Annotated in this window: 21 protein-coding genes; 4 read left to right on the top strand and 17 right to left on the bottom strand. The window is 44.2% G+C overall.

Going from position 1 to position 25,729, the window contains the following annotated elements:
• Positions 1-26 precede the first annotated feature (26 nt).
• The 6 genes from FKN88_RS10325 to znuA form a co-directional block, all read right to left on the bottom strand.
• A complete protein-coding gene (locus tag FKN88_RS10325) occupies positions 27-257 on the bottom strand; it encodes a FeoC-like transcriptional regulator (RefSeq protein ID WP_154170493.1) in 231 nt (76 codons plus the stop codon).
• On the bottom strand, positions 254-2,524 hold the full coding sequence (feoB, locus tag FKN88_RS10320; protein WP_154170491.1) for a Fe(2+) transporter permease subunit FeoB: 2,271 nt from the start codon (positions 2,522-2,524) through the stop codon (positions 254-256). The genes FKN88_RS10325 and feoB overlap by 4 nt, the downstream gene beginning before the upstream one ends.
• Complete coding sequence (locus FKN88_RS10315) at positions 2,524-2,751, bottom strand: FeoA family protein (protein ID WP_154170489.1); 228 nt, start codon at positions 2,749-2,751, stop codon at positions 2,524-2,526. The genes feoB and FKN88_RS10315 overlap by 1 nt, the downstream gene beginning before the upstream one ends.
• 559 nt (positions 2,752-3,310) lie before the next feature.
• Positions 3,311-3,439 carry a hypothetical protein gene (locus FKN88_RS10310; protein WP_267902836.1) on the bottom strand — a complete coding sequence of 43 codons (129 nt, stop codon included), beginning with the start codon at positions 3,437-3,439 and terminating at the stop codon, positions 3,311-3,313.
• Complete coding sequence (locus FKN88_RS10305) at positions 3,436-6,756, bottom strand: AraC family transcriptional regulator (protein WP_306687503.1); 3,321 nt, start codon at positions 6,754-6,756, stop codon at positions 3,436-3,438. The genes FKN88_RS10310 and FKN88_RS10305 overlap by 4 nt, the downstream gene beginning before the upstream one ends.
• Before the next feature lie 480 nt (positions 6,757-7,236).
• Complete coding sequence (znuA, locus tag FKN88_RS10300) at positions 7,237-8,124, bottom strand: zinc ABC transporter substrate-binding protein ZnuA (protein WP_154170487.1); 888 nt, start codon at positions 8,122-8,124, stop codon at positions 7,237-7,239.
• Positions 8,125-8,202: 78 nt separating this feature from the next.
• On the opposite strand from znuA, the gene znuC reads away from it, so the two are divergent.
• Both znuC and znuB read left to right on the top strand, forming a co-directional pair.
• Positions 8,203-8,988: a zinc ABC transporter ATP-binding protein ZnuC gene (gene znuC, locus FKN88_RS10295; RefSeq protein ID WP_004394804.1), complete on the top strand. Its 786-nt coding sequence runs from the start codon at positions 8,203-8,205 to the stop codon at positions 8,986-8,988.
• Positions 8,981-9,769, top strand: coding sequence for a zinc ABC transporter permease subunit ZnuB (gene znuB / locus FKN88_RS10290; protein WP_306687504.1), 789 nt, complete (start codon positions 8,981-8,983; stop codon positions 9,767-9,769). The genes znuC and znuB overlap by 8 nt, the downstream gene beginning before the upstream one ends.
• A 55-nt stretch (positions 9,770-9,824) precedes the next feature.
• Here the strand turns inward: znuB and FKN88_RS10285 are convergent, their stop codons facing one another.
• The 10 genes from FKN88_RS10285 to sdhC form a co-directional block, all read right to left on the bottom strand.
• Positions 9,825-11,243 (bottom strand): Na+/H+ antiporter NhaC family protein, encoded by a 1,419-nt coding sequence (locus FKN88_RS10285; RefSeq protein ID WP_306687505.1) that lies wholly within the window; start codon positions 11,241-11,243, stop codon positions 9,825-9,827.
• The gene (locus FKN88_RS10280; protein ID WP_161425575.1) at positions 11,240-12,400 is read right to left on the bottom strand and encodes a PLP-dependent aspartate aminotransferase family protein; all 1,161 of its coding nucleotides are present in this window, start codon (positions 12,398-12,400) and stop codon (positions 11,240-11,242) included. Before FKN88_RS10280 ends, FKN88_RS10285 begins: the two co-directional genes overlap by 4 nt.
• Before the next feature lie 370 nt (positions 12,401-12,770).
• Positions 12,771-13,643 (bottom strand): succinate--CoA ligase subunit alpha, encoded by an 873-nt coding sequence (gene sucD / locus FKN88_RS10275; protein ID WP_004394800.1) that lies wholly within the window; start codon positions 13,641-13,643, stop codon positions 12,771-12,773.
• Complete coding sequence (gene sucC / locus FKN88_RS10270; RefSeq protein WP_154170483.1) at positions 13,643-14,809, bottom strand: ADP-forming succinate--CoA ligase subunit beta; 1,167 nt, start codon at positions 14,807-14,809, stop codon at positions 13,643-13,645. Before sucC ends, sucD begins: the two co-directional genes overlap by 1 nt.
• A gap of 172 nt (positions 14,810-14,981) precedes the next feature.
• Positions 14,982-16,190, bottom strand: coding sequence for a 2-oxoglutarate dehydrogenase complex dihydrolipoyllysine-residue succinyltransferase (gene odhB / locus FKN88_RS10265; protein WP_161425577.1), 1,209 nt, complete (start codon positions 16,188-16,190; stop codon positions 14,982-14,984).
• A 28-nt stretch (positions 16,191-16,218) separates the two neighbouring features.
• Positions 16,219-19,029: a 2-oxoglutarate dehydrogenase E1 component gene (gene sucA / locus FKN88_RS10260; protein WP_154170481.1), complete on the bottom strand. Its 2,811-nt coding sequence runs from the start codon at positions 19,027-19,029 to the stop codon at positions 16,219-16,221.
• Positions 19,030-19,114: 85 nt separating this feature from the next.
• Entirely contained in the window at positions 19,115-19,825 is a 711-nt protein-coding gene (locus tag FKN88_RS10255; RefSeq protein ID WP_158138760.1) for a succinate dehydrogenase iron-sulfur subunit, read from the bottom strand.
• 14 nt (positions 19,826-19,839) lie between these two features.
• The gene (gene sdhA, locus FKN88_RS10250; protein ID WP_154170478.1) at positions 19,840-21,606 is read right to left on the bottom strand and encodes a succinate dehydrogenase flavoprotein subunit; all 1,767 of its coding nucleotides are present in this window, start codon (positions 21,604-21,606) and stop codon (positions 19,840-19,842) included.
• On the bottom strand, positions 21,607-21,951 hold the full coding sequence (gene sdhD, locus FKN88_RS10245; RefSeq protein WP_040904157.1) for a succinate dehydrogenase, hydrophobic membrane anchor protein: 345 nt from the start codon (positions 21,949-21,951) through the stop codon (positions 21,607-21,609).
• The gene (gene sdhC, locus FKN88_RS10240) at positions 21,945-22,337 is read right to left on the bottom strand and encodes a succinate dehydrogenase cytochrome b556 subunit (RefSeq protein ID WP_040904155.1); all 393 of its coding nucleotides are present in this window, start codon (positions 22,335-22,337) and stop codon (positions 21,945-21,947) included. The genes sdhD and sdhC overlap by 7 nt, the downstream gene beginning before the upstream one ends.
• 397 nt (positions 22,338-22,734) lie before the next feature.
• Here sdhC and FKN88_RS10235 point away from each other — a divergent pair, with 397 nt between their 5' ends.
• Positions 22,735-24,024, top strand: a complete 1,290-nt coding sequence (locus FKN88_RS10235; protein ID WP_115152656.1) for a citrate synthase — start codon at positions 22,735-22,737, stop codon at positions 24,022-24,024.
• 87 nt (positions 24,025-24,111) lie between these two features.
• Here FKN88_RS10235 and FKN88_RS10230 read toward each other — a convergent pair whose 3' ends face one another.
• Positions 24,112-24,870: a Nif3-like dinuclear metal center hexameric protein gene (locus FKN88_RS10230; RefSeq protein ID WP_306687506.1), complete on the bottom strand. Its 759-nt coding sequence runs from the start codon at positions 24,868-24,870 to the stop codon at positions 24,112-24,114.
• Positions 24,871-24,963: 93 nt separating this feature from the next.
• Here FKN88_RS10230 and FKN88_RS10225 point away from each other — a divergent pair, with 93 nt between their 5' ends.
• Entirely contained in the window at positions 24,964-25,716 is a 753-nt protein-coding gene (locus FKN88_RS10225) for a DUF1853 family protein (RefSeq protein WP_170904306.1), read from the top strand.
• The last annotated feature ends 13 nt before the right edge of the window (positions 25,717-25,729 follow it).

Below are 25,729 nucleotides of genomic sequence, written 5' to 3'. Positions count from 1 at the left end.
ATTTCATTCGCGATGGCGTTCATCCATTACATCGTGACCGTCATCGATAATCCATTGACTCGGTTTGGGCAATAGCGCACACGAGTAACGTAATTAGCCGCATTGGTATCAATTAAGCGTGAAATCACTCCTTTTTTTATCCACACTTCAAGCATCGCATCGACACCATCTTCACTTAAAGCAAAACGTTGGGCGAGCTCTTTACGAGTCACATAACCTTGTTGTTCAATGCATTGCTTTAGCTCAGATAAAATCATGCCATTTGTACCTGTAGTGATTGCGACTCTCGGCCGACTTTCTTAAGCCAATAATAAATCGCTAACGATGAACCAATGATCCCGATAATCCATAGCGAACTGGTGACAGGATGATCATTGAAATGAGTCGCCTGATAAAAGAGCGCAGCAGCACCATACGCCAAGCCCATTGTCCAAACCGCAATAAACCTTGCAAACTTAGCGCCGAACTCTCGAACATAGGCACCCATTGCCGCAACGCAAGGCGTATACAACAAAATGAAAATTAAGTAAGAAAAGGCCGCATAACCACTTACAAAGTGATGTTGTAGATTACCAAAAATTGAAGCATCGACAGCTTGCTCTTCCGCTAAGGCGCTAGTGTCGGACAAATCACCGACTTCAATACCCAGAGGATCAGCAAAATTAAGTCCCATTAAGTTTTCAGGAATCGATAACACCGCTTCTTGTAAGCTTGCCCATAAATCGAACTCTTCGTCTTCGGCATCTACCGAGGTATAAAGATTATTCAGCGTCCCGACGACTGCCTCTTTAGCAAAAATACCAGTGATGATCCCAACGGTCGCTGGCCAGTTATCTTGATTAATTCCAATTGGAGCAAATAAAGGCGTTACGACTTGGGCAGCACTAGACAACACCGAGTTATCACTGTCTTCATTACCAAATGAACCATCGGTACCGAGTGAATTTAAAAAGCTAAGAATGGTTACAACGATAACGATGGTTTTCCCAGCGCCAAGCACAAAACGTTTCAGTTTCTGCCAAGTTTTGATCAGCACATTTTGTAACGTCGGTAATTCATAATCAGGCATCTCCATCAATAAACTATCACTTGATCCCGGATATAAGGTCTTTTTCAATACCCATCCTGTGAAAACCGCGGCGACAATACCAAGCAGATAGAGTGCAAAAACAATATTTTGTCCACTTTGTGGGAAAAATGCCGCAGCAAACAAAGCATAAACTGGTAAACGAGCACCACAAGACATAAAAGGAGCCATCGCAGCAGCGAGTTTACGCTCACGCTCTTGATCTAAGGTTCGTGTCGCCATTATCGCTGGAACGTTACAACCAAAACCTAATACCAGTGGCACAAAGGCTTTACCTGGCAAGCCTATTTTCTGCATCACTTTATCCAGTACAAAAGCGGCACGAGACATATAGCCAGAGCTTTCTAAAATAGCCAAGAACAGATACAAACAAGCAATTACAGGGATAAAAGTCGCTACCGTTTGGATACCACCACCTAGACCATCGGCGATTAATGTCACCAACCAGATAGGAAGATGATCATCGAGCAAATAATGACCGCCATCAACCAAAAGTGCACCAACCCCAATATCAAAGAAGTCGATAAATGCACTACCAATGTTAATGGAGAACATAAACATCAAGTACATCACCACAAAAAAGAAAGGCACGCCGACCCATTTATTTAAAATGATCTGGTCTGCTTTTTCCGTGAAACTGTGGCTCAGCTTACCCTCACTACGGCGCACTTGTTGACAACAGTGGTGTAAAAATGTGTATTTAACATCCGCGACATGCAAATCAATATCAAACTCACACCCTCGCTGTACACTGATCACGTTTAAGCGTTCTGATTCTGGTAACCCATTGATCACCATCAGATCGTTTTCTAACGCTCTTATCGCCAAAGAACGAGCAGAGACTTCTTGTCCCTCAAATAGAGGCAATAGTGCACTAATCGCTTGTTCAAAAGCTTGGCCATAGTCTAATTCTAACTGCTTTAAGGCAATGCCTTGCACAACCTTCTTATGCAGCTGTTGTTTGAACTGTATCACCTGCTGTTTATTATTAGCAGAAAGCGCCAACACTGGGCAGCCCAATACTTGCTCTAGTTTTTTAACATCAATGGTTTGCCGCTCACGCTTAAGCGCATCCATTTTATTCAAAACCACAACCATTGGACGACCCAACTCACGTAGCTGCAGTGTCATGTATAAACTGCGCTCTAAACTGGTGACATCGACCACATTGATAATTACATCCGCAGGATGAGTCAGCACGGCTCGTGAGGCAATGGATTCATCAATACTATTGCTATCATTGCCACTATCTAGAGCATAAATGCCTGGTAAATCGGTAATATAAAATTCATCACCTGAGTGTGTGTAACGCCCCGTCTTTTTCTCAACCGTGACGCCAGCCCAGTTACCAACTTGCTGTTTTGCTCCCGTTAACCCATTAAATAGGGTTGTTTTACCGCTATTGGGGTTACCTACGGTCAAAATTTGATATTGCATTAGGCTTTCTCCACCTCAACCGCAGCAGCGATACTCTCTCGAACGGCCATTGACACACCCCGAACTTCAATTTGTAAAGGGTCGCCCATCGGGGCACGACGGATTAATGTCACTAACGTATTGGGCAGTATCCCCATTACCATTAATTTTTTACGTACATCGATCGACAGTTCATTCAATGCCGTGATGAGTCCGGACTCACCTGCTTTTAATTCAGACAATTTCATTAGGGGCCACACAAACAATATTGTTAATGAGAAGGATTGCTATTACTGGATAATACGCTGTAAATAAGTGCTAATCATTGTGTGAAATCAAAGATTGCATTAATTGATATTGGCCTACAGAGCATCGATAAACGTTCAAGATTGTCATTTCCGCTAAAAATTGACTCGTTAAAAACGTCAAAATTATTTTCTTGCCACAAGGACGACTCAACCATTAAAGATAAACACAAGAAAAGAGAGAGGAATAATCCATAAAAAACAACATGATAGAGAGAAAATCTTAATGATGGCGCTTTTATTAGGTGAGGTTGGCGTTAATTTTATAAGCAAAAAAAGCAGAGGTTATTATATTGAACAGGTCAGCGGGAATTGACCCGAAGATAGAACTCCAGAGGTGATATGGCACTGCCCATATCACTCCGGCAGCAAGCGAAGGTGTCATTGACACCCGTGGTATAGTCCCCCGGCTATACCACGATATTTTTTTCTTCATTGACACTTCAACCCCACTCTCCTCGCTTAACCTCTAAGCAAAGAATCACTCAACAGTATCTCCACACTACTCAACACTGGCTGATAACTCATAGATAAGCGCTCCTACCCGTCGATAACGCTCTGCAGAGCGAAACAGAAAGCCGCTAACGGGACGTGATGCTAAGCCAGTCGCAAGTGCGGCCGTTTCGATCATTGTGACTCTTCAGCAAATTGAGAGGGAGATAATCCATATTGATGTTTAAAACGTTGACTAAAATAAGACGGATCATTAAATCCACATAAAAAGGCAACTTGCGCGACTTTTTCACCACTCATCAATAAACTACAGGCTTGCTCTAAGCGATATTCCGTTAAATATTCTTTAAATGTTTTGCCCGTTAGATACTTCATCCGTCGTTGTAAACTGCGCTCCGACAGATACATTCTTTTCGCAATATCAGACGTTGTAAATTCTGCGTCAGCATAGCGCTCAGCAACAATATGATTGAGTTTTCGTAGCCACTCTAACTCACTGTCACTTTGTGGCTTTGCTGATAATAGCGCCGCAGGTGTCGATTCGACAGAGATAACTTGTGGCCACATCAGCTCGATTAAGTTTCGTTCACTGGACGAGTGAATCGATAAATTTCCGCCTGATAAAGCCACCAGCTCATCAAGGGAAAATTGAACATTACCGTTGGAAATCACCATCAGTTTATCCAGTAAGCCGGATGCCGAGCCATAGTCTTTGATCAGCACCACAACATGTCCTTCACGTTCTATTGTCTCAATGGTCAATGTCTGATGGGCATACAAACGCTTTAATGCATCCGATAACAATGCATTAAAGATAACATCCAATCCCGCTTGTTTGACCAACACATCCGGCAAAAGATCACTTGGATGATAATCAATTTTAATGTTGGCTCGTGCAAATTCACTGTGCCAACCATGCAGCACCGTCTCAAGCACTAAAGATAACGAACAGCTGATGGTCATTGACTCGCCTGATGAATTAAAGGCGCCGATTTGCACTATTTGCTCCGTCAGTTGATCAATCAACGCAGTTATCTCGGGAGAATGGTGCTGGTGAGTTTGAACGCTTAACTGTTTAAGCAGTGGCTGATTTTGACGTTGCCAACGCTCTAACCACAAATGACGAATCTGTATCTGTTTGCGTAATAATAAGTTATGACTTAGTAGCATCTTACTTTGCTGTTGTAACTGACGTGTTTTATCTGCAATCTGCTGTTTAAGATCCTGATTCACTCGATCCATCACTCGAGAACGCCATCCTGTCAATAAGCCACCAACCAACAATAAACTAGAGGCATAGCCAACTATCGCCCAGTTGGAGAAATACCACGGTTTTAATACTTGAAAATTTAATGTTTTATCAACTCTCTCTTCTCCAATATGTCGCAATGATAGGTAATAGTGGCCAGGTAAAAGATGATCAAGCGTTAGCTGCGGCCCTTCAAATCGCTGCCATGGATCATCATTGAGACTGAATTCTAACGCTTGCCCTCTGGCATCGGGTAATGCACCAAATTGAAAACTGATGGCTTGTCCATAGGCCACGTGTAACGGCACCAAAGTAGCGCCACCAATCTGTATCGGTTGATAGTTGATACTGACCTGACTAAAAATGAGTGAGGAATGAGGTGGCTCGGCATTTGCGAGTGGCGTCGTTTGAATAGCCAAGAGCCCAAACATCGATGAAAAGAGTATCTGCTCTTGAGTATAAGAAGCGGAACAAACGCCGCTTTCTAGCTCATTATTGATTAAGCCATGAGGAGAACCAAAATGTTTATCAATCGAACCATCCGCATGATAGAGAGTGAGACCTTTAGAGGAGGCTAACCACATCCCCTGTCCACTGTTCACAAGGCATTTAAGACGAATATTATCGTCAATCAAAGGCACAGCGAATAACGATAGTTGATCGTTTAAACGTCGAAATACCCCCCGCTCACTGACAAACCATACCTCTCCCGTTGCAGTTTCGCTGATACCAAGGTTGGTACCATAGTTGGCCGTTCGTTTGTCATAAGTAATTTGGCCATTTTTTAAGGTATAAATACCATGCCGAGTCCCAATCAATAAGCCATGTTCACGACTGCTGTATAAAGCCGTAACCGCTATATCTTGCTTATTATCCAGCAACCAATTGTGACCAAAATCCGTGTAATGCTGCGAATCAGGATGATAAGACCAAAGCTGATTGTTTGAGGCCCCCCATAACCGTCCCCCATTATCGACGGTCAAATGCTGAATCGGTGAATGACGTAAGATAAAGGGCAACGGCTCTGGCTGATCACGATTTTGCTTGAATGAACGTAATATTAAGCCTTGTTCGCTGGCGATCCATAGCTGATCTTCTAGCAATAAGACATCATTAACCTGCCCTGAGTACACCAGTGATTTTTTGCCCTGTTGCTGCCCATCAAATAGATATAAGCCATCCTGAGTGACCATTAAATATTGGTTACTACTTGGTATAGGACGCAAGCGTTTCAGTTTGCTATTGAGACGTTCATGAGTAATGTCATCGGCTAAATAGCGCGTAAATTTCTGACTAAAAAGAGAAAAATAGCGAACACCTTGATGAGTCGCAATCCAAATCCCCCCATGCTGATCATTAGCGAGAGCGTAGATTCGCCCTTCAGGTAAGCCATAAGGCCCCTGCCCATTACTGATCAGTTGGGTCGTTTTCTCCGTCGCTAAAGAATAGACAAATAATCCCTTATCACTACCAATCCAATACTCTCCTTCGGCTTCAATGATCGCAAAGACTTGACCATCACCTATTTTTTTTAATGGGTATTCGGAGTGAAAAATATCAATCAATAAAGCCCCTTTATGAGTACCTACTAATAGATGATTTTTTTGGGGAGAAAAATAGAGCGTCTGGACTGGATTTTTTCCAGAGGGACGAATATGTGAAAAGGCTTGAGCCTCAGAGATATACGTACCGACATTGGTGGCTAACACCCACTTATAATGCACCAATTCGGCGTCATTAATCTCCACTTGGCTGGCTTGATTAAGCTGATACAGTTTCGCTAATGAGTAAATTTTGAGTTGCTTAGTTTGTAAATGATACGTATAAAAATACGCCCCATCGCTGAGCCAAATATAACCATTTGAAGCACCAATTTTTTCTATGGATACCCCCGGGGTTAAACTCAGCACCAATTCTGACTCAGAACCAGGTCGTGTTTGGTACAGTTCATTATCGATAAAAGTCCAAAAACGCCCTTGTGCGTAAGCCAGTTGCTGCTGCTTATCACGAAATAGCGATCCTTGCTTAGGCAACATCGTTTGCCCATCAAAAAACATGACGTTTCCGTGTACATCGTGAATCCATAGCCCTCCTTCGTCACCAAGAAATAAATTCTGTGCAATAAAGGTTTTACCTTGAACAAGCGTTGGTAACGGATAAAAAACCGCAGGCGCGCTATCTCGCGCGTGAGCGGGTAAAAGACTCCAACTAAAAATAGAAAATATAAGCAGAATAATGTGCTGCAAAATGCGTCCTTTACTGAATCGTAGACAGGCAAACCGACACGACACTGCAAGGTTATTTCTCAGAGAAAATTAATTAACCAAAACAGCCTAACCGCTGTTCAATTAATGACAACTGAACTACGACCTTGTTATTGTGGGATCGGTAATTTGGTGCGTTGATTTCGGCAATATGTCGCTCCGAAAATCATCAGCATCAAGAAAAGTAATGGGCATTTTATACCGAACACATGTCAATAGACAGATTTTGGCTACTGATATGAAGCGTAATTATCAGCCAACTTCCAAAAGTGCGAGATCAGTAAGCATCTCTAAACAAAAGATCAGCGGATATCAGCATCAATCATGCTTATCGGCGATATAGAGGGTAATTAGCATAGTCACAGATCGCTAATACTACTGACGCGTTAAGTCAAAAAAGAGACGGTTTAGTCAAAGAAGCTGTGGGGTAAAACCTCGACAGCTTCTTATCATAAGCAATCGTTATTGAGATAAGCAGTTATAAAAACTATTCGATAACTGGTGTAGAAACTCAAAATAACTCCCTGATTGAACGGGAATGTTAGAGCCTAAAGGATCAAGCACACCAATATGAACGTTACTACCACGAACAACGGTTTCGATCACTGCGGGTTGAAATTGTGGCTCAGAGAAAACACATTTGGCTTGATTATCAGTTAATGAACGGCGAATGCTGATCAACGTTTTAGCGCCCGGTTTACGCTCTGGGCTTACGGTAAAATGACCAATATTATTTAAGCCATAATGCTGCTCAAAATAGGCATAGGCATCATGGAAAACGTAATATGATTTAGATTTAACCGCCGCTAACTGCTTAGCGATCGATTGATCCGTCGTATCGAGTTGGTCAAGAAAGCGAACTAAATTCGCCTCATACTGTGGACGATGCTCTGGATCCATTTCGCTTAAACGCTGCGTGATCGCTTGAGCCACTTGTTTTACTTGCGCCACTCCAAGCCAAAAATGAGGGTCATGAGTACCATGACTGTGTCCATCATGATCATGGTGATGATGATCCTCTTCTCCATAAGCTCGGAGCTCTAAATTAGGGATCTGACTGAGAGTTAGTACATTAGGATGCTGGCTTAAAGAACGCTCTAAGAAAGGTTCAAGATCTGGACCAAACCAAATCACTAATGAAGCTTCACGAATCCGCTTTACATCTGAAGGACGCAGGGCATAATCGTGCGGCGACGCATTCGCAGACAGCAATACCTCCGGTTGACTGACGTTTTCAGTAAGCTCATAAGTAATCATTTGAATCGGTTTAATACTGGTCAAAATGCTGCTCGCCCAACCCGAGAAGGGAAAAGCAATGAGCAAAGTACACAGTGTGAATCGAGATAGCATGGTAATTTCCTGCTGGTAGCGTTGATGACTGAGAAATGTTACATTATAACATCACCCAATTGCAAACGAGTTTCTTTCATGTCAACACTCATTGAAATGCATGACATCTGTGTTGATTTCAATCAGCGCCGAGTTCTAGATAAGGTTAGCCTGTCTCTATCCAGAGGTAAAATAACCACCTTAATAGGCCCGAATGGCGCGGGAAAATCGACGTTAGTCCGTGTGTTACTTGGTTTACATCAACAAAATTCTGGCACTCTTTCACGAGATAAGACTCTCAAAATTGGCTATGTGCCACAGAAATTGAAGTTAAACGATACGCTCCCCCTCAGTGTCAGTCGCTTTCTTCGTTTGGCTGGAAAATACAGTCAACAAGAACAATTAGAGGCGCTACGTTTAGTTGGCGCTGAGCATCTTATTAACCACGATATGCATAAATTATCTGGTGGTGAGAATCAGCGTGCGCTATTAGCACGAGCTTTGCTACAACGTCCTGATTTATTAGTGCTTGATGAGCCAGCGCAAGGAGTCGATGTTCAAGGACAAATCGATTTGTATGATCTTATCGACACCATTCGCTTGCGATTTAACTGCGCCGTTTTCATGGTCTCGCACGATTTACATTTAGTGATGGCCAAAACCGATGAAGTGATCTGTTTACATCACCATATTTGTTGTTCGGGTTCACCAGCGGATATTTCTCAACATCCAAGCTATCTCGCATTATTTGGTCATCGTAGCAGAGAAACTCTCGCTTTTTATCAACACAAACATCAGCATCATCATGATTTAGCTGGACAACCGGTTAAGGGTGACGCTCAAGCCTGTTCACATCATTCACACGGTCATCATCACCATGATTGAGTTTTTACTTCCTTCTATCGTTGCTGGAATTGGCATCGCGATTATTGCTGGCCCTCTCGGCTCTTTTGTCGTCTGGCGGCGTATGGCTTATTTTGGCGACACTCTCGCTCATGCGTCATTGCTTGGTTTGGCACTCGGTTTTTTACTCGATATCAACCTCTATTTGGCACTGCTGGTGTGCAGTCTAAGTCTGGCTGTTATATTAGTGACCATGCAACGCCAGCAATTAATTGCCACCGATACCTTACTGGGAATTCTTGCTCATAGCTCTCTCTCACTGGGGCTCATTGCCGTGAGCTTTCTCGATAATGTACGTATTGATTTGATGAGTTATCTATTTGGCGATTTACTGGCCGTCAGTCCTGCGGATTTATGGTTTATTTGGAGTGGCGTCGCTGCGGTGAGTCTTGCGGTTTATCTCTTTTGGCGACCGCTACTTTCCAGTAGCGTTAATGAAGAATTGGCCAGTGTTGAAGGGGTCAACATTGAATTAATGCGACTGGTATTGATGCTACTGATTGGATTAGTCATTGCCGTCGGGATGAAGTTTGTTGGCGCGTTAATCATGACTTCATTAATGATTATCCCAGCCGCTACAGCCAGACGCATCGCCAAAACGCCAGAGCAGATGGCCGTATTGGCCTCGCTAATCGGCATTATTTCTGTATTGATTGGAATCTCGCTCTCATGGCAATTTGATACCCCAGCCGGCCCTTCTGTGGTGGTTAGCGCAACCATGATGTTTATGCTCAGTCAAACACTTGGTCGCCGTTCATCTTAACCCACATGCTTAACCAAAATATAAAGGCCTGATAAAACAGGCCTTTATATTACCCCTACCAACTACCTAAAAAGGCAAAAAGCACACAGCTTATCAAACCAATCACAAGGATATAAGGAAACTGGGTACGGATATGGTCAATATGGTCATTGCCCGTCGCCATAGAAGATACAATACCAGTATCACTGATCGGAGAGGTCATATCGCCAAATATCGCACCTGATATCGAAGCGCCAATCAATAAATGTGGGTCGAGATCGGCTGCAACACCAATTTGAATGCCAATCGGAATCATGATCGCAAATGTTCCCCATGACGTTCCAGTTGCCAGAGACATCACCGCCGCAATCAGAAATACAAACGCTGCCGAAAGCTCTGCAGGTAATACTCCATCAATCAATTGGGTAATGTATTGCCCGGTTTGCAAATCGGCAGATAAATCCCCGACCAAAAAAGCCAATGACATGATGGCTCCCAATGGGATCATATCCGAATATCCAGCGAGTAAGTGGCGAAAAAAAGCATCCAACGATAAAACTCGACCACCGACAAAATAAACCAGTGAAATCAAAGTACCCGCCATCACCGCCCAAAAGACAGCTGTCGATCCTGAGCCTGCGGTAATATTGCCATTTCCGGTAACCCATAATCCCAATGGAACCATAAAAATAATGGTCAGTAGTGGTACGATAAAATAGCTTACTTTACCGTTAACAGTGACAGGTTCAACTTGTTGGTTACCAGCAATCGGTAAAGCACCTTGTCTCAATACTTGTCCTTGCAATGCCCGCTTGTCAGCCTTGGCCATCGGCCCCCAACTCACTCCCGAAAAAATATAAAACAGCACACCGAGTAACGATAACCACGCCATCAAGTTATAAGGCATCGAAGCAAGCAAGATAGAAAAAGGCTCCCCCTCTAAATAGCCTCGACTGATTTGTACGCCAATGATCGCCATCATTGCCGCCCCCCAGCCATTGATCATTACACTTGAACAGGTGGCCACACACGAAGATTGAATCACATAGGCCATTTTCTCGCGTGATACTCGATAATGATCGGCTAAGTCACGACTCACCGTTCCTGCTGACATTAAAGAAATTGAGCTTTCAATAAAAATAACCATGCTGGTTAACATGGCTAACAACTGTACCGCGATAGGGCTTTTGACCAGTTGGGCTCGCTCTGTTAATCCGTGAATAATCGCTTGCGTTCCCCCTGTAATTTGAATCAGCCGAATAATCCCCCCGACCATAAAGCAGAATAAAATGGTGCGAGTATTCCCTGCGCTAGCAAATACATTGATATAACTGTCTAATGCATCGGCAATACCGGCTAAGGGGTTAAAACCAGCAATCACCGTATAACCAACCACAGCACCGATCAATAAAGACAAAATCACTTGCCGAGTCAGCACTGCTAGAGCAATCGTTACCAGCGGTGTCAATAATGTCCATACACCGTAATCCGTCATACGGGCTCCGCGGAAAGCGCATTGAGCAAATCAGCAATTAAGTCATCACTGTCTTCAATTCCTACCGATAAACGAAATGTAGTATCAAAAATCCCCATCGCTTGACGCTCTGTTTCACTCATCGAACCATGGGACATTGATGCCGAATGGTTGATCATACTTTCTACACCACCCAGTGATTCAGCCAAAATAAAATAACGTAATCGACTTAAAAAGCGTTGGCTATCTGTGCGATTACCTTTGAGTTGAATGGTAACGACGGCTCCTCCTGAACGCATTTGTGATTGGCATAATGCATAGTGAGGATGCGTTGCTAAACCTGGGTAATAGACTGCTTCTATCGCAGAATGACCACTGAGCGCTTGTGCCACTTTCAATGCATTATCACACTGACGCTGCATACGTAAATCGAGAGTTTTTAAGCCGCGTAAAGCAAGATAAGCATCGAAAGGTGACGCGATGGCACCTACCGTTGTTTTGGCAAAATCTATCCGTTTCGCTAGCTCAGGATCGGCAGTAATCAACGCACCACCAATCATATCCGAATGACCACCAATGTATTTACTGGTCGATAGCATCACCAGATCGGCACCGAGAGTTAATGGCGTCTGATTCCAAGCGGTAGCAAAGGTATTATCAACACAGGTCAATACACCATGACGACGGGCAAAAGCACACACTTGCTGAATATCCACCAGTTCTAATAATGGATTGGTTGGCGTTTCTATCCAAATCATCGCGGTATTGTCTTGCATCACCGATTCAATGGCAGCTAAGTCGTTCAAATCGACATAATCGACCGTTAAACCATTGTTATGTCTACGTAGTTTTTCAAATAAACGATGTGTGCCACCATAAACACCACGCATGGCAATGATGTGCGCATTTTGAGTTAACAGTTCAAGCGCTAATGCGGTCGCTGCCATACCAGAAGCCGTTGCTGTCGCATAAGTTCCTTGCTCTAAGGCAGCAAGTGCACTTTCGTAAGCGTAACGCGTTGGATTTGCCACTCGTGAGTAGCCATAATCAGCAGACTGTTCGAGATCGGTTTGAATAAAACTACTCGCGGTGTAAATAGGGGGGAAGGCTGCATTGTGACCAGCATCATGCTGATCGCCACCATGGACTGCCAATGTAGCAAAGCTTGGTTTTTTCATGATTTCATCCACATAAGATTTGATGAGTTTTAAACAATGCATTACTGATAATGCAAAAGAAGGCAGTGAAATTATTCTATTTGATAGCTCGTTCTAGCTCATAAAAAGGCATAGAGTTTCCAAATGAGACAAGAAGTAACATTGTATTACTTTTCTGCTCAGTGCAGAAAATAGAATTCGCTTCTATGTTATATCCTTACGATTGAAACGTCAGCGGTGTTGGCTATATTCGACACCGTTACCTTTAGCTATAAGGGCTCACTTACTTGCCGTCGACTCACTATTCCTAGTGGTTTAGGAATATTCTAAAAAATAATAAAAAAGCCTCCACAGCAGGGAGGCTCTATATAAGCAACGGAAGTTTACGTCTTTACCAACCGGTGACTTCACGTAACGCTTGACCAATATCCGCCAAACTTTTTACTGTTTTAACGCCTGCCGATTCTAGCGCAGCGAATTTCTCTTCTGCGGTGCCTTTACCACCAGAAATAATCGCACCAGCATGGCCCATACGCTTACCCGGAGGTGCGGTAACACCAGCAATATAAGAAACAACAGGCTTAGTCACATGCTGTTTAATAAACGCAGCCGCTTCTTCTTCCGCTGTACCACCGATTTCACCGATCATCACAATCGCTTCCGTCTCAGGGTCGTCTTGGAACAGTTTCAGAATATCAATAAAGTTAGAACCAGGAATGGGGTCACCACCGATACCAACACAAGTCGATTGACCAAAACCTTCATCCGTGGTCTGTTTGACCGCTTCATAAGTTAAAGTACCTGAGCGCGAGACAATGCCGACTTTGCCTTTCTTATGAATGTGTCCTGGCATGATACCAATCTTACACTCATCTGGAGTGATCACACCTGGGCAGTTTGGACCAATCATCCGTACCCCAGTTTGCTCCAACTTAACTTTAACATCGATCATGTCAATGGTCGGAATGCCTTCAGTAATGGTCACGATCAGCTCGATACCAGCATCAATGGCTTCTAAAATCGCGTCTTTACAAAACGGAGCAGGAACATAGATCACAGTGGCAGTTGCACCGGTCGCTTCAACCGCTTCACGTACGGTATTAAATACCGGTAGACCAAGATGAGTTTGACCGCCTTTACCTGGAGAAACACCACCCACCATTTGTGTGCCATAAGCTAGTGCTTGTTCAGAATGGAAAGTACCTTGACCACCCGTAAATCCTTGGCAAATGACTTTGGTGTCTTTGTTAATTAATACCGACATTATTTGCCCTCCGCAGCAGCAACAACTTTACGCGCAGCGTCAGTCAACGACTCTGCTGCAATGATATCTAAACCCGATTTTGCCAACACATCACGACCAAGTTCAGCGTTAGTCCCTTCAAGACGAACAACCACTGGCACTTCAACACCGACTTCTTTCACCGCGCCAATAATTCCTTCGGCAATCATGTCGCAACGTACAATACCACCGAAAATATTCACCAATACGGCTTTAACATTGTCATCAGACAAAATGATCTTAAACGCTTCAGCCACACGCTCTTTGGTTGCGCCACCACCAACATCTAAGAAGTTAGCAGGTTTACCACCATGCAGATTAACAATATCCATGGTTCCCATCGCTAGGCCAGCACCGTTGACCATACAACCGACGTTGCCATCGAGAGCGACGTAGTTCAATTCCCACTGAGCGGCATGAGCCTCACGAGCATCTTCTTGAGTCGCATCGTGCATTTCACGCAATTTAGGCTGACGATATAACGCATTGGAGTCGATATTGATTTTACCATCGAGGCACAATAAGTTACCTTCACCGGTAATCACCAATGGGTTGATTTCTAGCAAAGCAAGATCATACTGAGTAAACATCTCGCTTAAGCCCATGAATATTTTTACAAACTGCTTAATTTGGTCACCTTGCAGACCAAGCTTAAATGCCAATTCACGACCTTGATAAGCTTGCGCACCGACTAATGGATCGATAGCCGCTTTATGGATAAGCTCAGGGGTTTCTTCTGCAACTTTCTCGATTTCTACTCCGCCTTCTGTTGAAGCCATAAACACGATTTTACGTGTCGCGCGGTCAACAACCGCGCCTAAGTAAAGCTCATTGGCGATACTTGATGCTTCTTCAACTAGGATTTTAGACACAGGCTGGCCATTCGCATCTGTTTGATAAGTTACTAGGTTTTTACCAAGCCACTTTTGAGCAAAGGCTTTCACTGCATCTTTACTTTCATGCAGTTCGACTCCACCCGCTTTACCACGCCCACCGGCGTGAACCTGACACTTGACGACTTTCTTTACTGTACTAATCCGTCCTGCTGCTTCAAAGGCTTCTTGTGGGGTATCACAGGCATAACCTTCAGGGACTGGCAAACCGAATTCGGCAAATAGCTGTTTTGCTTGGTATTCATGCAAATTCATTGTGTTATTCCATTTATGTATTTTTATTCCATAGAGCCCAATACATGGTTGGACTTTACGTCTGTAGGGGTACTCTGAGTGAGTAGCCAAATGGCTTTAAACAAGGCCGGGCGTTGAGCTAGCCCGGCTTTTTACGAGTTAATGATGAGGACGAAGCCCTCACCGACTAACATTACACGTCTAGAAGCAGACGTGCAGGATCTTCAAGTAGCTCTTTGATTGTCACTAAGAAGCCAACCGACTCACGACCATCAATTAAACGGTGATCGTAAGACAGTGCGAGATACATCATTGGTAAGATTTCAACCTTACCATCAACCGCCATTGGGCGATCTTGGATTTTATGCATCCCCAAAATTGCCGCTTGGGGTGGGTTAATGATCGGCGTTGACATTAATGACCCAAACACACCGCCGTTAGTGATGGTAAAATTACCGCCCGTTAACTCTTCCACGGTCAACTTACCATCACGACCTTTCAGCGCCAGTTCTTTGATGCCCTTTTCAATTTCCGCCAGACTGAGCATATCGCAATCTTTTAGAACTGGAGTCACTAAACCACGAGGGGTTGATACTGCCATACTGATGTCAAAATAATTATGATAAACAATGTCTTGACCATCAATCGATGCATTGACTTCAGGATAGCGTTTTAAGGCTTCAGTTACCGCTTTAACGTAGAAAGACATAAAACCAAGACGAATGCCGTGTTTTTTCTCAAACAGATCTTGATACTGTTTACGCAGTTCCATAATCGGCTTCATGTTGACTTCATTGAACGTCGTCAGCATCGCGGTACTGTTTTTCGCTTCTAACAGACGCTCAGCAACGCGTTTGCGTAAACGAGTCATTGGTACACGCTTTTCACTGCGAGCGGCCACTGGTAGTGGCGCACTTACTGGTTGCGCTGTTGGAGCTGCCGCTTGGTTTTTCGCTAAGTAGGCGTCAACATCTTCACGTGTAATGCGACCACCCACTCCTGAACCTTTGACTTGATCGGGCTCTACATTATGCTCTGCCAGCAAACGGCGTACCGCTGGGCTTAACGCATCATTAGACTCTTCACTGAGTACGGCTTTATGACGTTTATCCGGAGACGGCTCTGTCGAAGCGGTAGAGTCTGCTGTTGGTTCACCAGCAACGGCACCTGGTTTAATTCGCGCCAGTAGCTGCTTAGACAGCACGGTTGCACCTTCTAACTCTAAAATCGACTCAAGTATCCCCGCTTCAGGAGCGGGTACTTCCAACACTACTTTGTCGGTTTCAATTTCAACCAGCACTTCATCACGAGCGACAGCATCACCTGGCTGTTTATGCCATGTCGCTACGGTGGCGTCTGCTACTGATTCAGGTAGATCTGGAACCAGAATTTCAACTGTCATATCGGTCTTTTCCTTTTACTTCTTGTTCTTAGGCTAGGGTCAAAGCGTCTTCAATTAACGCTTTCTGCTGTTTCAAGTGTACCGACATATAGCCCACCGCCGGTGATGCTGATGCTGGTCGACCCGCATATTTTAAATCCGCCCCTGCAGGAATAGCGGCGCGGAAATTGTGTTGGCTACTGTACCAAGCGCCTTGGTTTTGTGGCTCTTCTTGACACCAGACATAATCAACGACATTGGTATAAGGTGCGATTGCCGCTTGTACTTCTTCAATCGGGAACGGATACAGTTGCTCGATACGAACAATAGCCACATCATCTTGCTGATTATTTCTGCGTTGCTCGAGCAAATCGTAATAGACCTTGCCAGAGCAGAAAACAACTCGCTTAACTTTTGCTGCATCCAACGGATCAATCTCACCAATCGCTGGTAAAAACGAACCGTTAGCCAACTCTTCCATACTTGAGGTACAAAGTGGATGACGTAGCAAAGATTTCGGTGACATGACAATCAATGGACGGCGCATTTTACGCACCACTTGACGACGTAGCATGTGATAAACCTGAGCTGGCGTTGAAGGAATCACCACCTGCATGTTTTGCTCCGCGCAAAGCTGTAAGTATCGCTCTAAACGCGCAGAAGAGTGCTCCGGCCCTTGACCTTCATAGCCGTGAGGTAACAACATGGTCAAGCCACACAATCGGCCCCACTTTTGTTCGCCTGAAGAGATAAACTGGTCAACGACAACTTGTGCACCATTAGCAAAGTCACCAAACTGCGCTTCCCAAATGGTTAAACCGCCAGGCTCCGCTGTTGCATAGCCATACTCAAAAGCCAATACTGCTTCTTCTGATAACACAGAATCGATGACTTCAAATGGACCTTGTTTGGTATGAATGTTCGCCAAAGGAACATAAGTGCTGGCATCGGCTTGATTATGTAAAACCGAGTGACGATGGAAGAATGTTCCACGACCAGAATCCTGACCAGAAATGCGAATACGTTTACCATCGTCAACCAATGTTGCATAGGCAAGAGTTTCAGCCATTCCCCAATCGAGCATTTTTTCACCAGAAACCATGCTCATTCGATCATGGTATATTTTCTCAACTCGACTTTGCAGCTTATGACTGTCTGGATACTGGCAAATTTTTTCTCCCAACTCTTTTAGGCGAACAAGAGGGAATTGATTGTCCCAATTTTCATTCCATTCACGATTAATATAGGGAGACCAGTCCACAGAATGCATGGTCATTGGTCGCCACTCTTTAACCACCACTTCACCATGATCCAGCGCATCACGGTACTCATTCACTAATTGAGTCGCGGTTTCTAAATCACACTCGTTGCGCTCAGTTAGAATGTCCGCATAAATTTTACGTGGCGTCGGATGCTTCTTAATTTTCTGATACATCAACGGCTGAGTCGCATTAGGCTCATCCGCTTCGTTATGGCCATGACGACGATAACAAACCAATTCAATCACTACATCACGCTTAAACTCATTACGGTAATCGAGCGCCATACGTGTAACAAAGGCAACCGCCTCTGGGTCATCCGAGTTAACATGAAGAATCGGAGCCTGAACCATCTTCGCAATATCAGTGCAGTACATGGTTGAGCGCGTATCGCGAGGATTGGAGGTGGTAAAACCGACTTGGTTATTGATAACAATTCGAACCGTTCCACCGACACAGTAGCCGCGAGCGAGAGACATGTTAAACGTCTCAGCAACGACACCTTGTCCAGCAATCGCTGAATCACCATGGATAGTAATTGGTAACACTCGACTCCCCTCAGAATCGCCTAGACGATCTTGACGAGCACGAACCGAACCAATCACCACCGGATTAACAATTTCTAGATGCGAAGGGTTAAATGCCAACGCTAGATGAACATCACCGCCAGGGGTTGCGAAGTCTGCAGAGAAACCTTGGTGATACTTAACATCACCGGTGCCCCACGTTTCATCATGCTTACCAGCAAACTCGTCAAACAGATCCTGCGGCTTTTTACCTAATACGTTAACCAACATATTCAGGCGTCCGCGGTGAGCCATACCGATTACCACTTCACGCATACCATGAGTACCCGCATGACGAATTAACTCTTTCATCATCGGAATTAACGCATCGCCACCTTCCAGTGAGAAACGTTTTGCGCCGGGGAATTTAGCGCCAAGATAACGCTCTAAACCTTCTGCAGCCGTTAATTCATCTAAGAACGTACGCTTTTCTTCTAAAGTGAAAGTCGGCTGACCTAATACAGGCTCTAGACGTTGTTGAATCCATCGTTTTTGCTCAGTATCAATGATGTGCATGTATTCCGCACCCACTGAGCCACAGTAGATTTTATTTAACGATTGGTAGATATCTTTCAACTTCATGGTATCCGCGCCAACGGCAAAAGAGCCGACGTTGAACGTTTCTTCCATGTCATCTTCAGTTAAGTTATGGAATGAGGGATCGAGTTCCGCCACTGGTGGGCGTTTCCATAAACCAAGAGGATCTAATTGGGCAGCTTCATGACCGCGGAAACGGTAAGCATTAATAAGCTGTAGAACTTTTACTTGTTTTGCATCGACTTCAGGATCACTAACTTGGACATTGTAATGCTTTGTCTCTTGGGCAAGCCGACGGAAGTAGTCACGGACACGCGAGTGTGGTTGTTCAACCACATGATCAGGCTGCATAGGCAGACCATCAAAAACACGTTTCCACTCCTCACTCACCAGATCGGGATCACTTAGATACAGTTCGTAGAGATCTTCTACATAAGTTGCATTGGCGCCAGCCAAGTGTGAAGACTCGAGCCATGCCTTCATCACGCCGTTGTGCATTATTTTCCCTTAACCAGTAGTTTTCACGTTTGCTGCGGTCTATGCCGAGCTATAAAGGCAGGCCCGAAGGCCTGCAATTTTTCATCTAAACCGAGCGGTTGACCAACATCGACTTGATATGGCCAATTGCTTTTGTCGGGTTTAATCCCTTAGGACAAACACTTACACAATTCATGATGCCATGGCAACGAAAAACGCTAAATGCATCATCAAGATTTGACAAGCGCTCATCTGTTGCCGTATCGCGGCTATCAATTAGCCAACGATAAGCCGCCAACAATCCCGCCGGACCGATAAATTTATCCGGATTCCACCAAAAAGAGGGGCAAGACGTTGTACAACATGCACACATAATACATTCATACAATCCATCCAAATGTGCGCGATCTTCCGGTAACTGGAGATGCTCACGAGAAGGAGGAATTTCACCATCAGAAATCAAAAATGGTTTCACTTTGGCGTAGTTATCGTAGAACTGTGTCATGTCGACGATTAAATCACGCACTACCGGTAAGCCCGGTAATGGGCGAATAACTATTTTACTGCCTTTCAAAGCGGAAAGCGGGGTAATACAGGCTAAACCGTTTTTACCATTCATGTTCAAGCCATCAGAACCACACACACCTTCACGGCAAGAACGACGAAAAGCAATCGATGGGTCCTGTTCTTTCAGTAAGATCAGTGCATCGAGCACCATCATGTCTGAACCTTCTGCGACCTCGAGCACATACTCTTTCATGTATGGCTTACTATCAACATCAGGATTGTAACGATACAAAGAGAAGTTAAGTTTCATAATTGAGTCCTCCCTTAGTATGTACGTGCTTTAGGTGGAAAAGCATCACGATGAATCGGCGTCATATTGACATCACGCTTATTCATTTGTTCGGTTTCTGGATCGTAAATCGAGTGGCACAACCAATTCGCATCATCACGTTCTGGATAATCGAAACGAGCATGCGCACCTCGGCTTTCCGTACGATAATTGGCCGCGACTGCGGTAGAAAACGCCGTTTCCATTAAGTTATCTAACTCTAAGCATTCGATACGCTGAGTATTAAATTCTTTTGATTTATCGGCCAAGTGTCCGTTTTTCAGACGTTCACGGATCACTTTTAACTCTTCAAGTCCGGTTGCCATCGCATCACCTTCACGGAATACCGAGAAGTTGTTTTGCATACAACGTTGCAGATCTTTACGAATTTGTACTGGGTCTTCGCCACCGGTACTGTTTTCCCAACGCATGGTTCGCGCTAATGACGCTTCAATATCTGACTCGGTTGCTGGGCGAGCTTCACTTTGTGCGGCTAGCGTTTCACCAAGGTGTAATCCTGTCGCGCGGCCAAAGACCACTAAATCTAATAATGAATTACCACCAAGACGATTTGCGCCATGTACTGAAACCGAAGCAATTTCGCCACAAGCGAACAGACCTTGCACTTCAATATCTTTGCCGTTTCTATCTTGTTTGATGGCTTGACCAGAGACCTGAGTCGGCACTCCACCCATCATATAATGGCAAGTAGGAATAACAGGAATCGGCTCTTTAACTGGGTCAACATGGGCAAAAGTCCGAGACAATTCGCAAATACCTGGTAGACGGGATTCAAGAACATCTCGACCTAAATGGTCTAGTTTCAGCTTAATGTGTGGACCCCATGGGCCATCACAACCACGGCCTTCACGGATTTCAATCATCATTGAACGAGCAACCACATCACGGCCAGCCAAGTCTTTCGCATTAGGTGCATAGCGTTCCATGAAACGTTCACCATCTTTATTTAATAGATAGCCACCTTCTCCACGACACCCTTCTGTTACTAACACACCAGCGCCAGCAATCCCTGTTGGGTGGAATTGCCACATTTCCATATCTTGCATGGGTACACCAGCGCGTAAGGCCATGCCTACACCGTCACCAGTATTGATGTGCGCATTGGTCGTTGACGCATAAATTCGCCCAGCGCCGCCAGTAGCCAGTACCGTCGCTTTCGATTTAAAGTAGCAAATTTCACCACTTTCCATACACAACGCTGTACAACCTAACACCGCACCATCTTGGTTCTTCACTAGGTCCAGAGCATACCACTCGGAGAAAATCGTCGTTTTATACTTAATGTTCTGCTGATATAGGGTATGTAATAACGCATGACCCGTACGGTCAGCAGCAGCAGCGGTACGAGCAGCTTGCTCACCACCAAACTCTTTTGATTGGCCACCAAATGGGCGTTGATAAATCGAACCGTCTTCAAAACGAGAAAATGGCAACCCCATGCGCTCAAGTTCAATCACCGATTGAGGACCATTTTTACACATGTATTCAATCGCGTTCTGATCACCAATGTAATCTGAACCTTTGACGGTATCGTACATGTGCCACTGCCAATCGTCTTTGTGCGAGTTACCCAAAGCAACGGTAATGCCACCCTGAGCAGAAACCGTGTGTGAACGAGTTGGGAACACTTTAGACAACAAGGCGCAGGTTAGGCCTTGTTCAGAAATTTGAAGTGCAGCACGCATGCCTGCACCACCAGCACCGATAACCACGGCATCGAATTCACGAACAGGAATAGTCACTTACACACCCCACAGTACAAATAGGCCAGAGAAAAAGTATCCAAATAACACGGCAATAACGACCAATTGCAAAACACTACGTAACTTTGAGCACTTTACGTAATCGGTCAACACTTGCCAGAGCCCTATCCAACCATGAATCAGAATGCAAACTAAGGTCAACATGGTGAACACTTTAGTGAAAGTGCTAGAGAAAAATTGGGTCCATGTTAAATAGGTAATATCAGTGAAAGCACAAAACAACACTACGTAAAGGGTATAAAGAGTCATAATAATTGCAGTAGCACGGATTAAGAGATAATCGTGTACCCCATTACGACCAAATGAAGAAACATGCTTTACCATACTAATACCCCCGCTAGCACTGATAACACTAACGTGATTACCAATGATATCTTGGCACTCAATGCGCCACTTTCTAACTCTTCAAAATACCCCATATCCATAAGAAGATGACGTATACCACCGACAATATGATAGGCCAACGCCGTTAAGATGCCCCAAAGAACAAACTTGACGAAGAAGCCATTAACGATATGACTTGCCTCCATAAATCCCATTGGTGATGACAAAGAGAGGGACAGTAACCATAACAATATACCGACCGCCACAAACGTTATGATCCCAGCGATACGGTGCAGGATAGAAACGATGGCGGTGATCGGAAAGCGTATAGTCTGCAGATCTAGATTAACCGGTCTTGACTTTCTTTCTTTCACGGGCTTGCTCACTCAGCTCTAATTGAAGCATTTATAGTTATCGATGAAATTTGGCAACAAACCGACAAAACTTAACATTTATTCAACAAATAAACGGCGATAACTGCGCTTATATTGTAAAAAAAATGTTAACCTCAAGGTTAAGTGTTTTTACCTTGAATTGTTTTGAGCTTTGAATTTATAAGGTTTTTACCAAAATTTGCTACGCCTTTATACGGCTGGCAACATTATACAACAAATGATGTAACAAATTTTGCTACACAGAACAGATTTTTAACTTTATATGTATAAAAAATCAAAGTAAGTGCACACATCGGAGGAGAAAAATTGACTTTAATAACGATCGGACGTACAAGAATGACACACAAACATCCTGGACGGATTAAATAATAAACAAAGGAGATTGTCTATGGCAGATAAGAAAGCGACCCTTCACATTGAAGGTAAAGCGCCCATTGAGCTGCCGATTATGGATGGGACAATAGGTCCTCAAGTAATCGACGTTCGTCAATTAGGTTCAAATGGCTACTTTACTTTTGACCCGGGTTTTCTTGCCACTGCATCTTGTGAATCTCAAATCACTTATATCGATGGTGACAAAGGCATTTTGTTACATCGCGGCTTTTCTATCGAACAGTTAGCCAATAATGCTGATTATTTAGAAGTGTGTTACATCCTTCTTTATGGTGAAGCCCCTAACCGTGAACAATACGAAGAGTTTAAGAAAATCGTTACTCGCCATACCATGGTTCACGAGCAAATTGCTAGCTTCTTCCATGGTTTCCGCCGCGATGCACACCCAATGGCGGTGATGTGTGGGGTGGTAGGTGCGTTAGCGGCTTTCTATCACGATTCACTGGATATCAATAACGATACACACCGAGAAATTGCTGCTTATCGTTTATTATCAAAAATGCCAACCTTGGCTGCAATGTGTTACAAATACTCGATTGGTCAGCCATTTATCTATCCACGTAACGACTTAACCTACGCAGAAAACTTCCTGCACATGATGTTTGCTAATCCGTGTGAAGAATATGAAGTCAATCCTGTCGTCGCTCGTGCTATGGATAAAATCTTCACTTTGCATGCAGATCATGAGCAAAACGCATCAACATCGACCGTTCGTTTAGCCGGTTCTTCAGGTGCCAACCCCTTTGCCTGTATTGCCGCAGGTATCGCATCACTGTGGGGTCCAGCCCATGGCGGAGCCAACGAAGCTTGCTTACGCATGCTAGAGGAAATTGGCTCTGTCGATAAAATTCCTGAGTACGTCGCCCGAGCAAAAGATAAAGATGATCCGTTCCGCTTAATGGGCTTTGGTCATCGGGTGTACAAAAACTACGATCCACGTGCAACGGTGATGCGCGAAGCGTGTCATGATGTTCTTAAAGAACTCAATATTAGTGATCCGCTACTTGATGTAGCGATGGAGCTTGAGCGTATTGCGCTCTCTGACCCCTACTTTGTTGAGAAGAAACTCTACCCGAACGTTGATTTCTATTCTGGGATTATTCTCAAAGCCATCGGTATTCCAGTCTCCATGTTTACCGTTATCTTTGCCATGTCACGCACCATTGGCTGGATTGCGCACTGGAATGAAATGCATTCAGACGTCAACAACAAGATAGGCCGTCCTCGTCAGCTTTATACAGGTCAAAAACTTCGTGAGTTTGTGCCATTACATGAACGCCAATAAGTGAGGTACCAACTAGGCTAGCCTATCGTTCTTGCCTAGTTAATCAGTAACACAATAAAAAGCGAGATCGACTCTCGCTTTTTTTATTTATACCGGATTATCAATATCGATAAACTCAACAGAAAGGCCATGTGCTTTGCTCAACCACTCACCTAATGCTTTAACACCATAACGCTCGGTAGCATGATGGCCTGCAGCAAAATAATGAATATTTAATTCTCGTGCCGCATAAGTAGTTCGTTCAGAAATCTCACCCGAGATGAACGCATCCATTCCTTGCTGAGCAGCCAGTTCGATATAGTCTTGCCCGCCCCCCGTACACCAAGCGATCTTTTTAATCGGTTTATCCGTTTGCTCTGGAGCAATATGCAATGGCTGACGGTGAAGTACCGTTTGCAGATGCTGGGCAAACTCATCACCAGAGTAATGGCGATTGAGACAACCGTACATAGCGACAGATTGTGCATGCCCTTCTAGCCCGCCCTCCACTTCAATCCCAAGTAACTGAGCGAGCTGAGCGTTATTACCCAATTGCGGATGAATATCCAGCGGTAAATGATAGGCAAACAAATTAATGTCATGTTTAATCAGCTGTCGTAGTCGCTGCCCTTTCATACCACGAATCGGTTCTGGCTCGCCTTTCCAAAAATAACCATGATGGACAAGTAAAGCATCAGCTTGATGCTCAATGGCTTGTTCAATGAGCGCTTTCGACGCCGTCACTCCAGTAATGATTTTTTTTATCTCGGCTTTACCTTCCACTTGCAAGCCGTTAGGACAGTAATCTTTCACTAATTGTGGAGACAAGATCTCATTTAACAACGCTTCTAACTGTAAGTTGTTCATATTTCGTTCCATTACACTATTGTTATGACGTGTTTATAACAATTTCAGGCTAGAATGTCGAAAACGGAATGGTAACCGTAGATGGTGCTCACAATGGATATAAAACAGCTTATGCAATGGGTGGTAACCACTCCTCCACTCTTTCAAGGGTCAGAGCCAATAGTCTCTAAAGTTCCTTTCATTCAACCGTCTTATCAGCAGTGGCCAACTTATCAAGGTAATCAGCGACTGGGATTTATTTATCAATTTTTATGTCAACAACTCTTCACGGCCACACCTCGCTATAACGCCGTTTCAGAAGAGATTCAGCTAAATCAACAAGGCACAACGTTAGGTTCGATTGATTTTATTGCCAAAAACCGCAAAACAGAGCAATACGAACATTGGGAAGTGGCCGTTAAATTCTACCTTCTTCATCAAGGGAATTGGTATGGGCCCAATGCAGAAGATAGACTTGATCTCAAGTTAAATCATATGCTCAACCATCAACTTCCCCTTTCAAGCAACGAAGCGTTTTGTAAACATTATCCGTTATGGGCTAATGCGAAGCCCCATTTGCTCATGCAAGGTCGACTTTATACTAACCCTTTTCAACCAGAACCCGTACCTAACGAATGTTTAGGCCACCCACTCAACCCTTCACAAATTCAGGGTCATTGGTGTTATCAACATCAACAGTCATTGATTGACGAGCCCTTGTATCGATTAGAAAAACCACAATGGTTAACGGGCCGAGATAAACAAAGCCCACGTTACCAAGGTGAAGACTTAGGTTTTGTTCATTGCCAAAGTCAGTCAGGAATATTTTGGTTTATTATGCCCAATGACTGGCCTGCTACCACATAATAAAAAATAGGCC

The sequence above is a fragment of the Vibrio sp. 2017_1457_13 genome (assembly GCF_030851525.1).
GTDB classification, from domain to species: Bacteria; Pseudomonadota; Gammaproteobacteria; order Enterobacterales; family Vibrionaceae; genus Vibrio; species Vibrio metschnikovii.
This window is presented reverse-complemented; position numbering and strand designations above follow the sequence as displayed.

Bases quoted from the DNA above. Each gene is read 5' to 3' on its own strand.
- FKN88_RS10325 (WP_154170493.1), bottom strand. From the start codon at position 257: ATGATTTTATCTGAGCTAAAGCAATGCATTGAACAACAAGGTTATGTG.
- feoB (WP_154170491.1), bottom strand. From the start codon at position 2,524: ATGCAATATCAAATTTTGACCGTAGGTAACCCCAATAGCGGTAAAACA.
- FKN88_RS10315 (WP_154170489.1), bottom strand. From the start codon at position 2,751: ATGAAATTGTCTGAATTAAAAGCAGGTGAGTCCGGACTCATCACGGCA.
- FKN88_RS10310 (WP_267902836.1), bottom strand. From the start codon at position 3,439: ATGATCGAAACGGCCGCACTTGCGACTGGCTTAGCATCACGTCCCGTT.
- znuA (WP_154170487.1), bottom strand. From the start codon at position 8,124: ATGCTATCTCGATTCACACTGTGTACTTTGCTCATTGCTTTTCCCTTC.
- znuC (WP_004394804.1), top strand. From the start codon at position 8,203: ATGTCAACACTCATTGAAATGCATGACATCTGTGTTGATTTCAATCAG.
- znuB (WP_306687504.1), top strand. From the start codon at position 8,981: ATGATTGAGTTTTTACTTCCTTCTATCGTTGCTGGAATTGGCATCGCG.
- FKN88_RS10285 (WP_306687505.1), bottom strand. From the start codon at position 11,243: ATGACGGATTACGGTGTATGGACATTATTGACACCGCTGGTAACGATT.
- FKN88_RS10280 (WP_161425575.1), bottom strand. From the start codon at position 12,400: ATGAAAAAACCAAGCTTTGCTACATTGGCAGTCCATGGTGGCGATCAG.
- sucD (WP_004394800.1), bottom strand. From the start codon at position 13,643: ATGTCGGTATTAATTAACAAAGACACCAAAGTCATTTGCCAAGGATTT.
- sucC (WP_154170483.1), bottom strand. From the start codon at position 14,809: ATGAATTTGCATGAATACCAAGCAAAACAGCTATTTGCCGAATTCGGT.
- odhB (WP_161425577.1), bottom strand. From the start codon at position 16,190: ATGACAGTTGAAATTCTGGTTCCAGATCTACCTGAATCAGTAGCAGAC.
- sucA (WP_154170481.1), bottom strand. From the start codon at position 19,029: ATGCACAACGGCGTGATGAAGGCATGGCTCGAGTCTTCACACTTGGCT.
- FKN88_RS10255 (WP_158138760.1), bottom strand. From the start codon at position 19,825: ATGAAACTTAACTTCTCTTTGTATCGTTACAATCCTGATGTTGATAGT.
- sdhD (WP_040904157.1), bottom strand. From the start codon at position 21,951: ATGGTAAAGCATGTTTCTTCATTTGGTCGTAATGGGGTACACGATTAT.
- FKN88_RS10235 (WP_115152656.1), top strand. From the start codon at position 22,735: ATGGCAGATAAGAAAGCGACCCTTCACATTGAAGGTAAAGCGCCCATT.
- FKN88_RS10230 (WP_306687506.1), bottom strand. From the start codon at position 24,870: ATGAACAACTTACAGTTAGAAGCGTTGTTAAATGAGATCTTGTCTCCA.
- FKN88_RS10225 (WP_170904306.1), top strand. From the start codon at position 24,964: ATGGATATAAAACAGCTTATGCAATGGGTGGTAACCACTCCTCCACTC.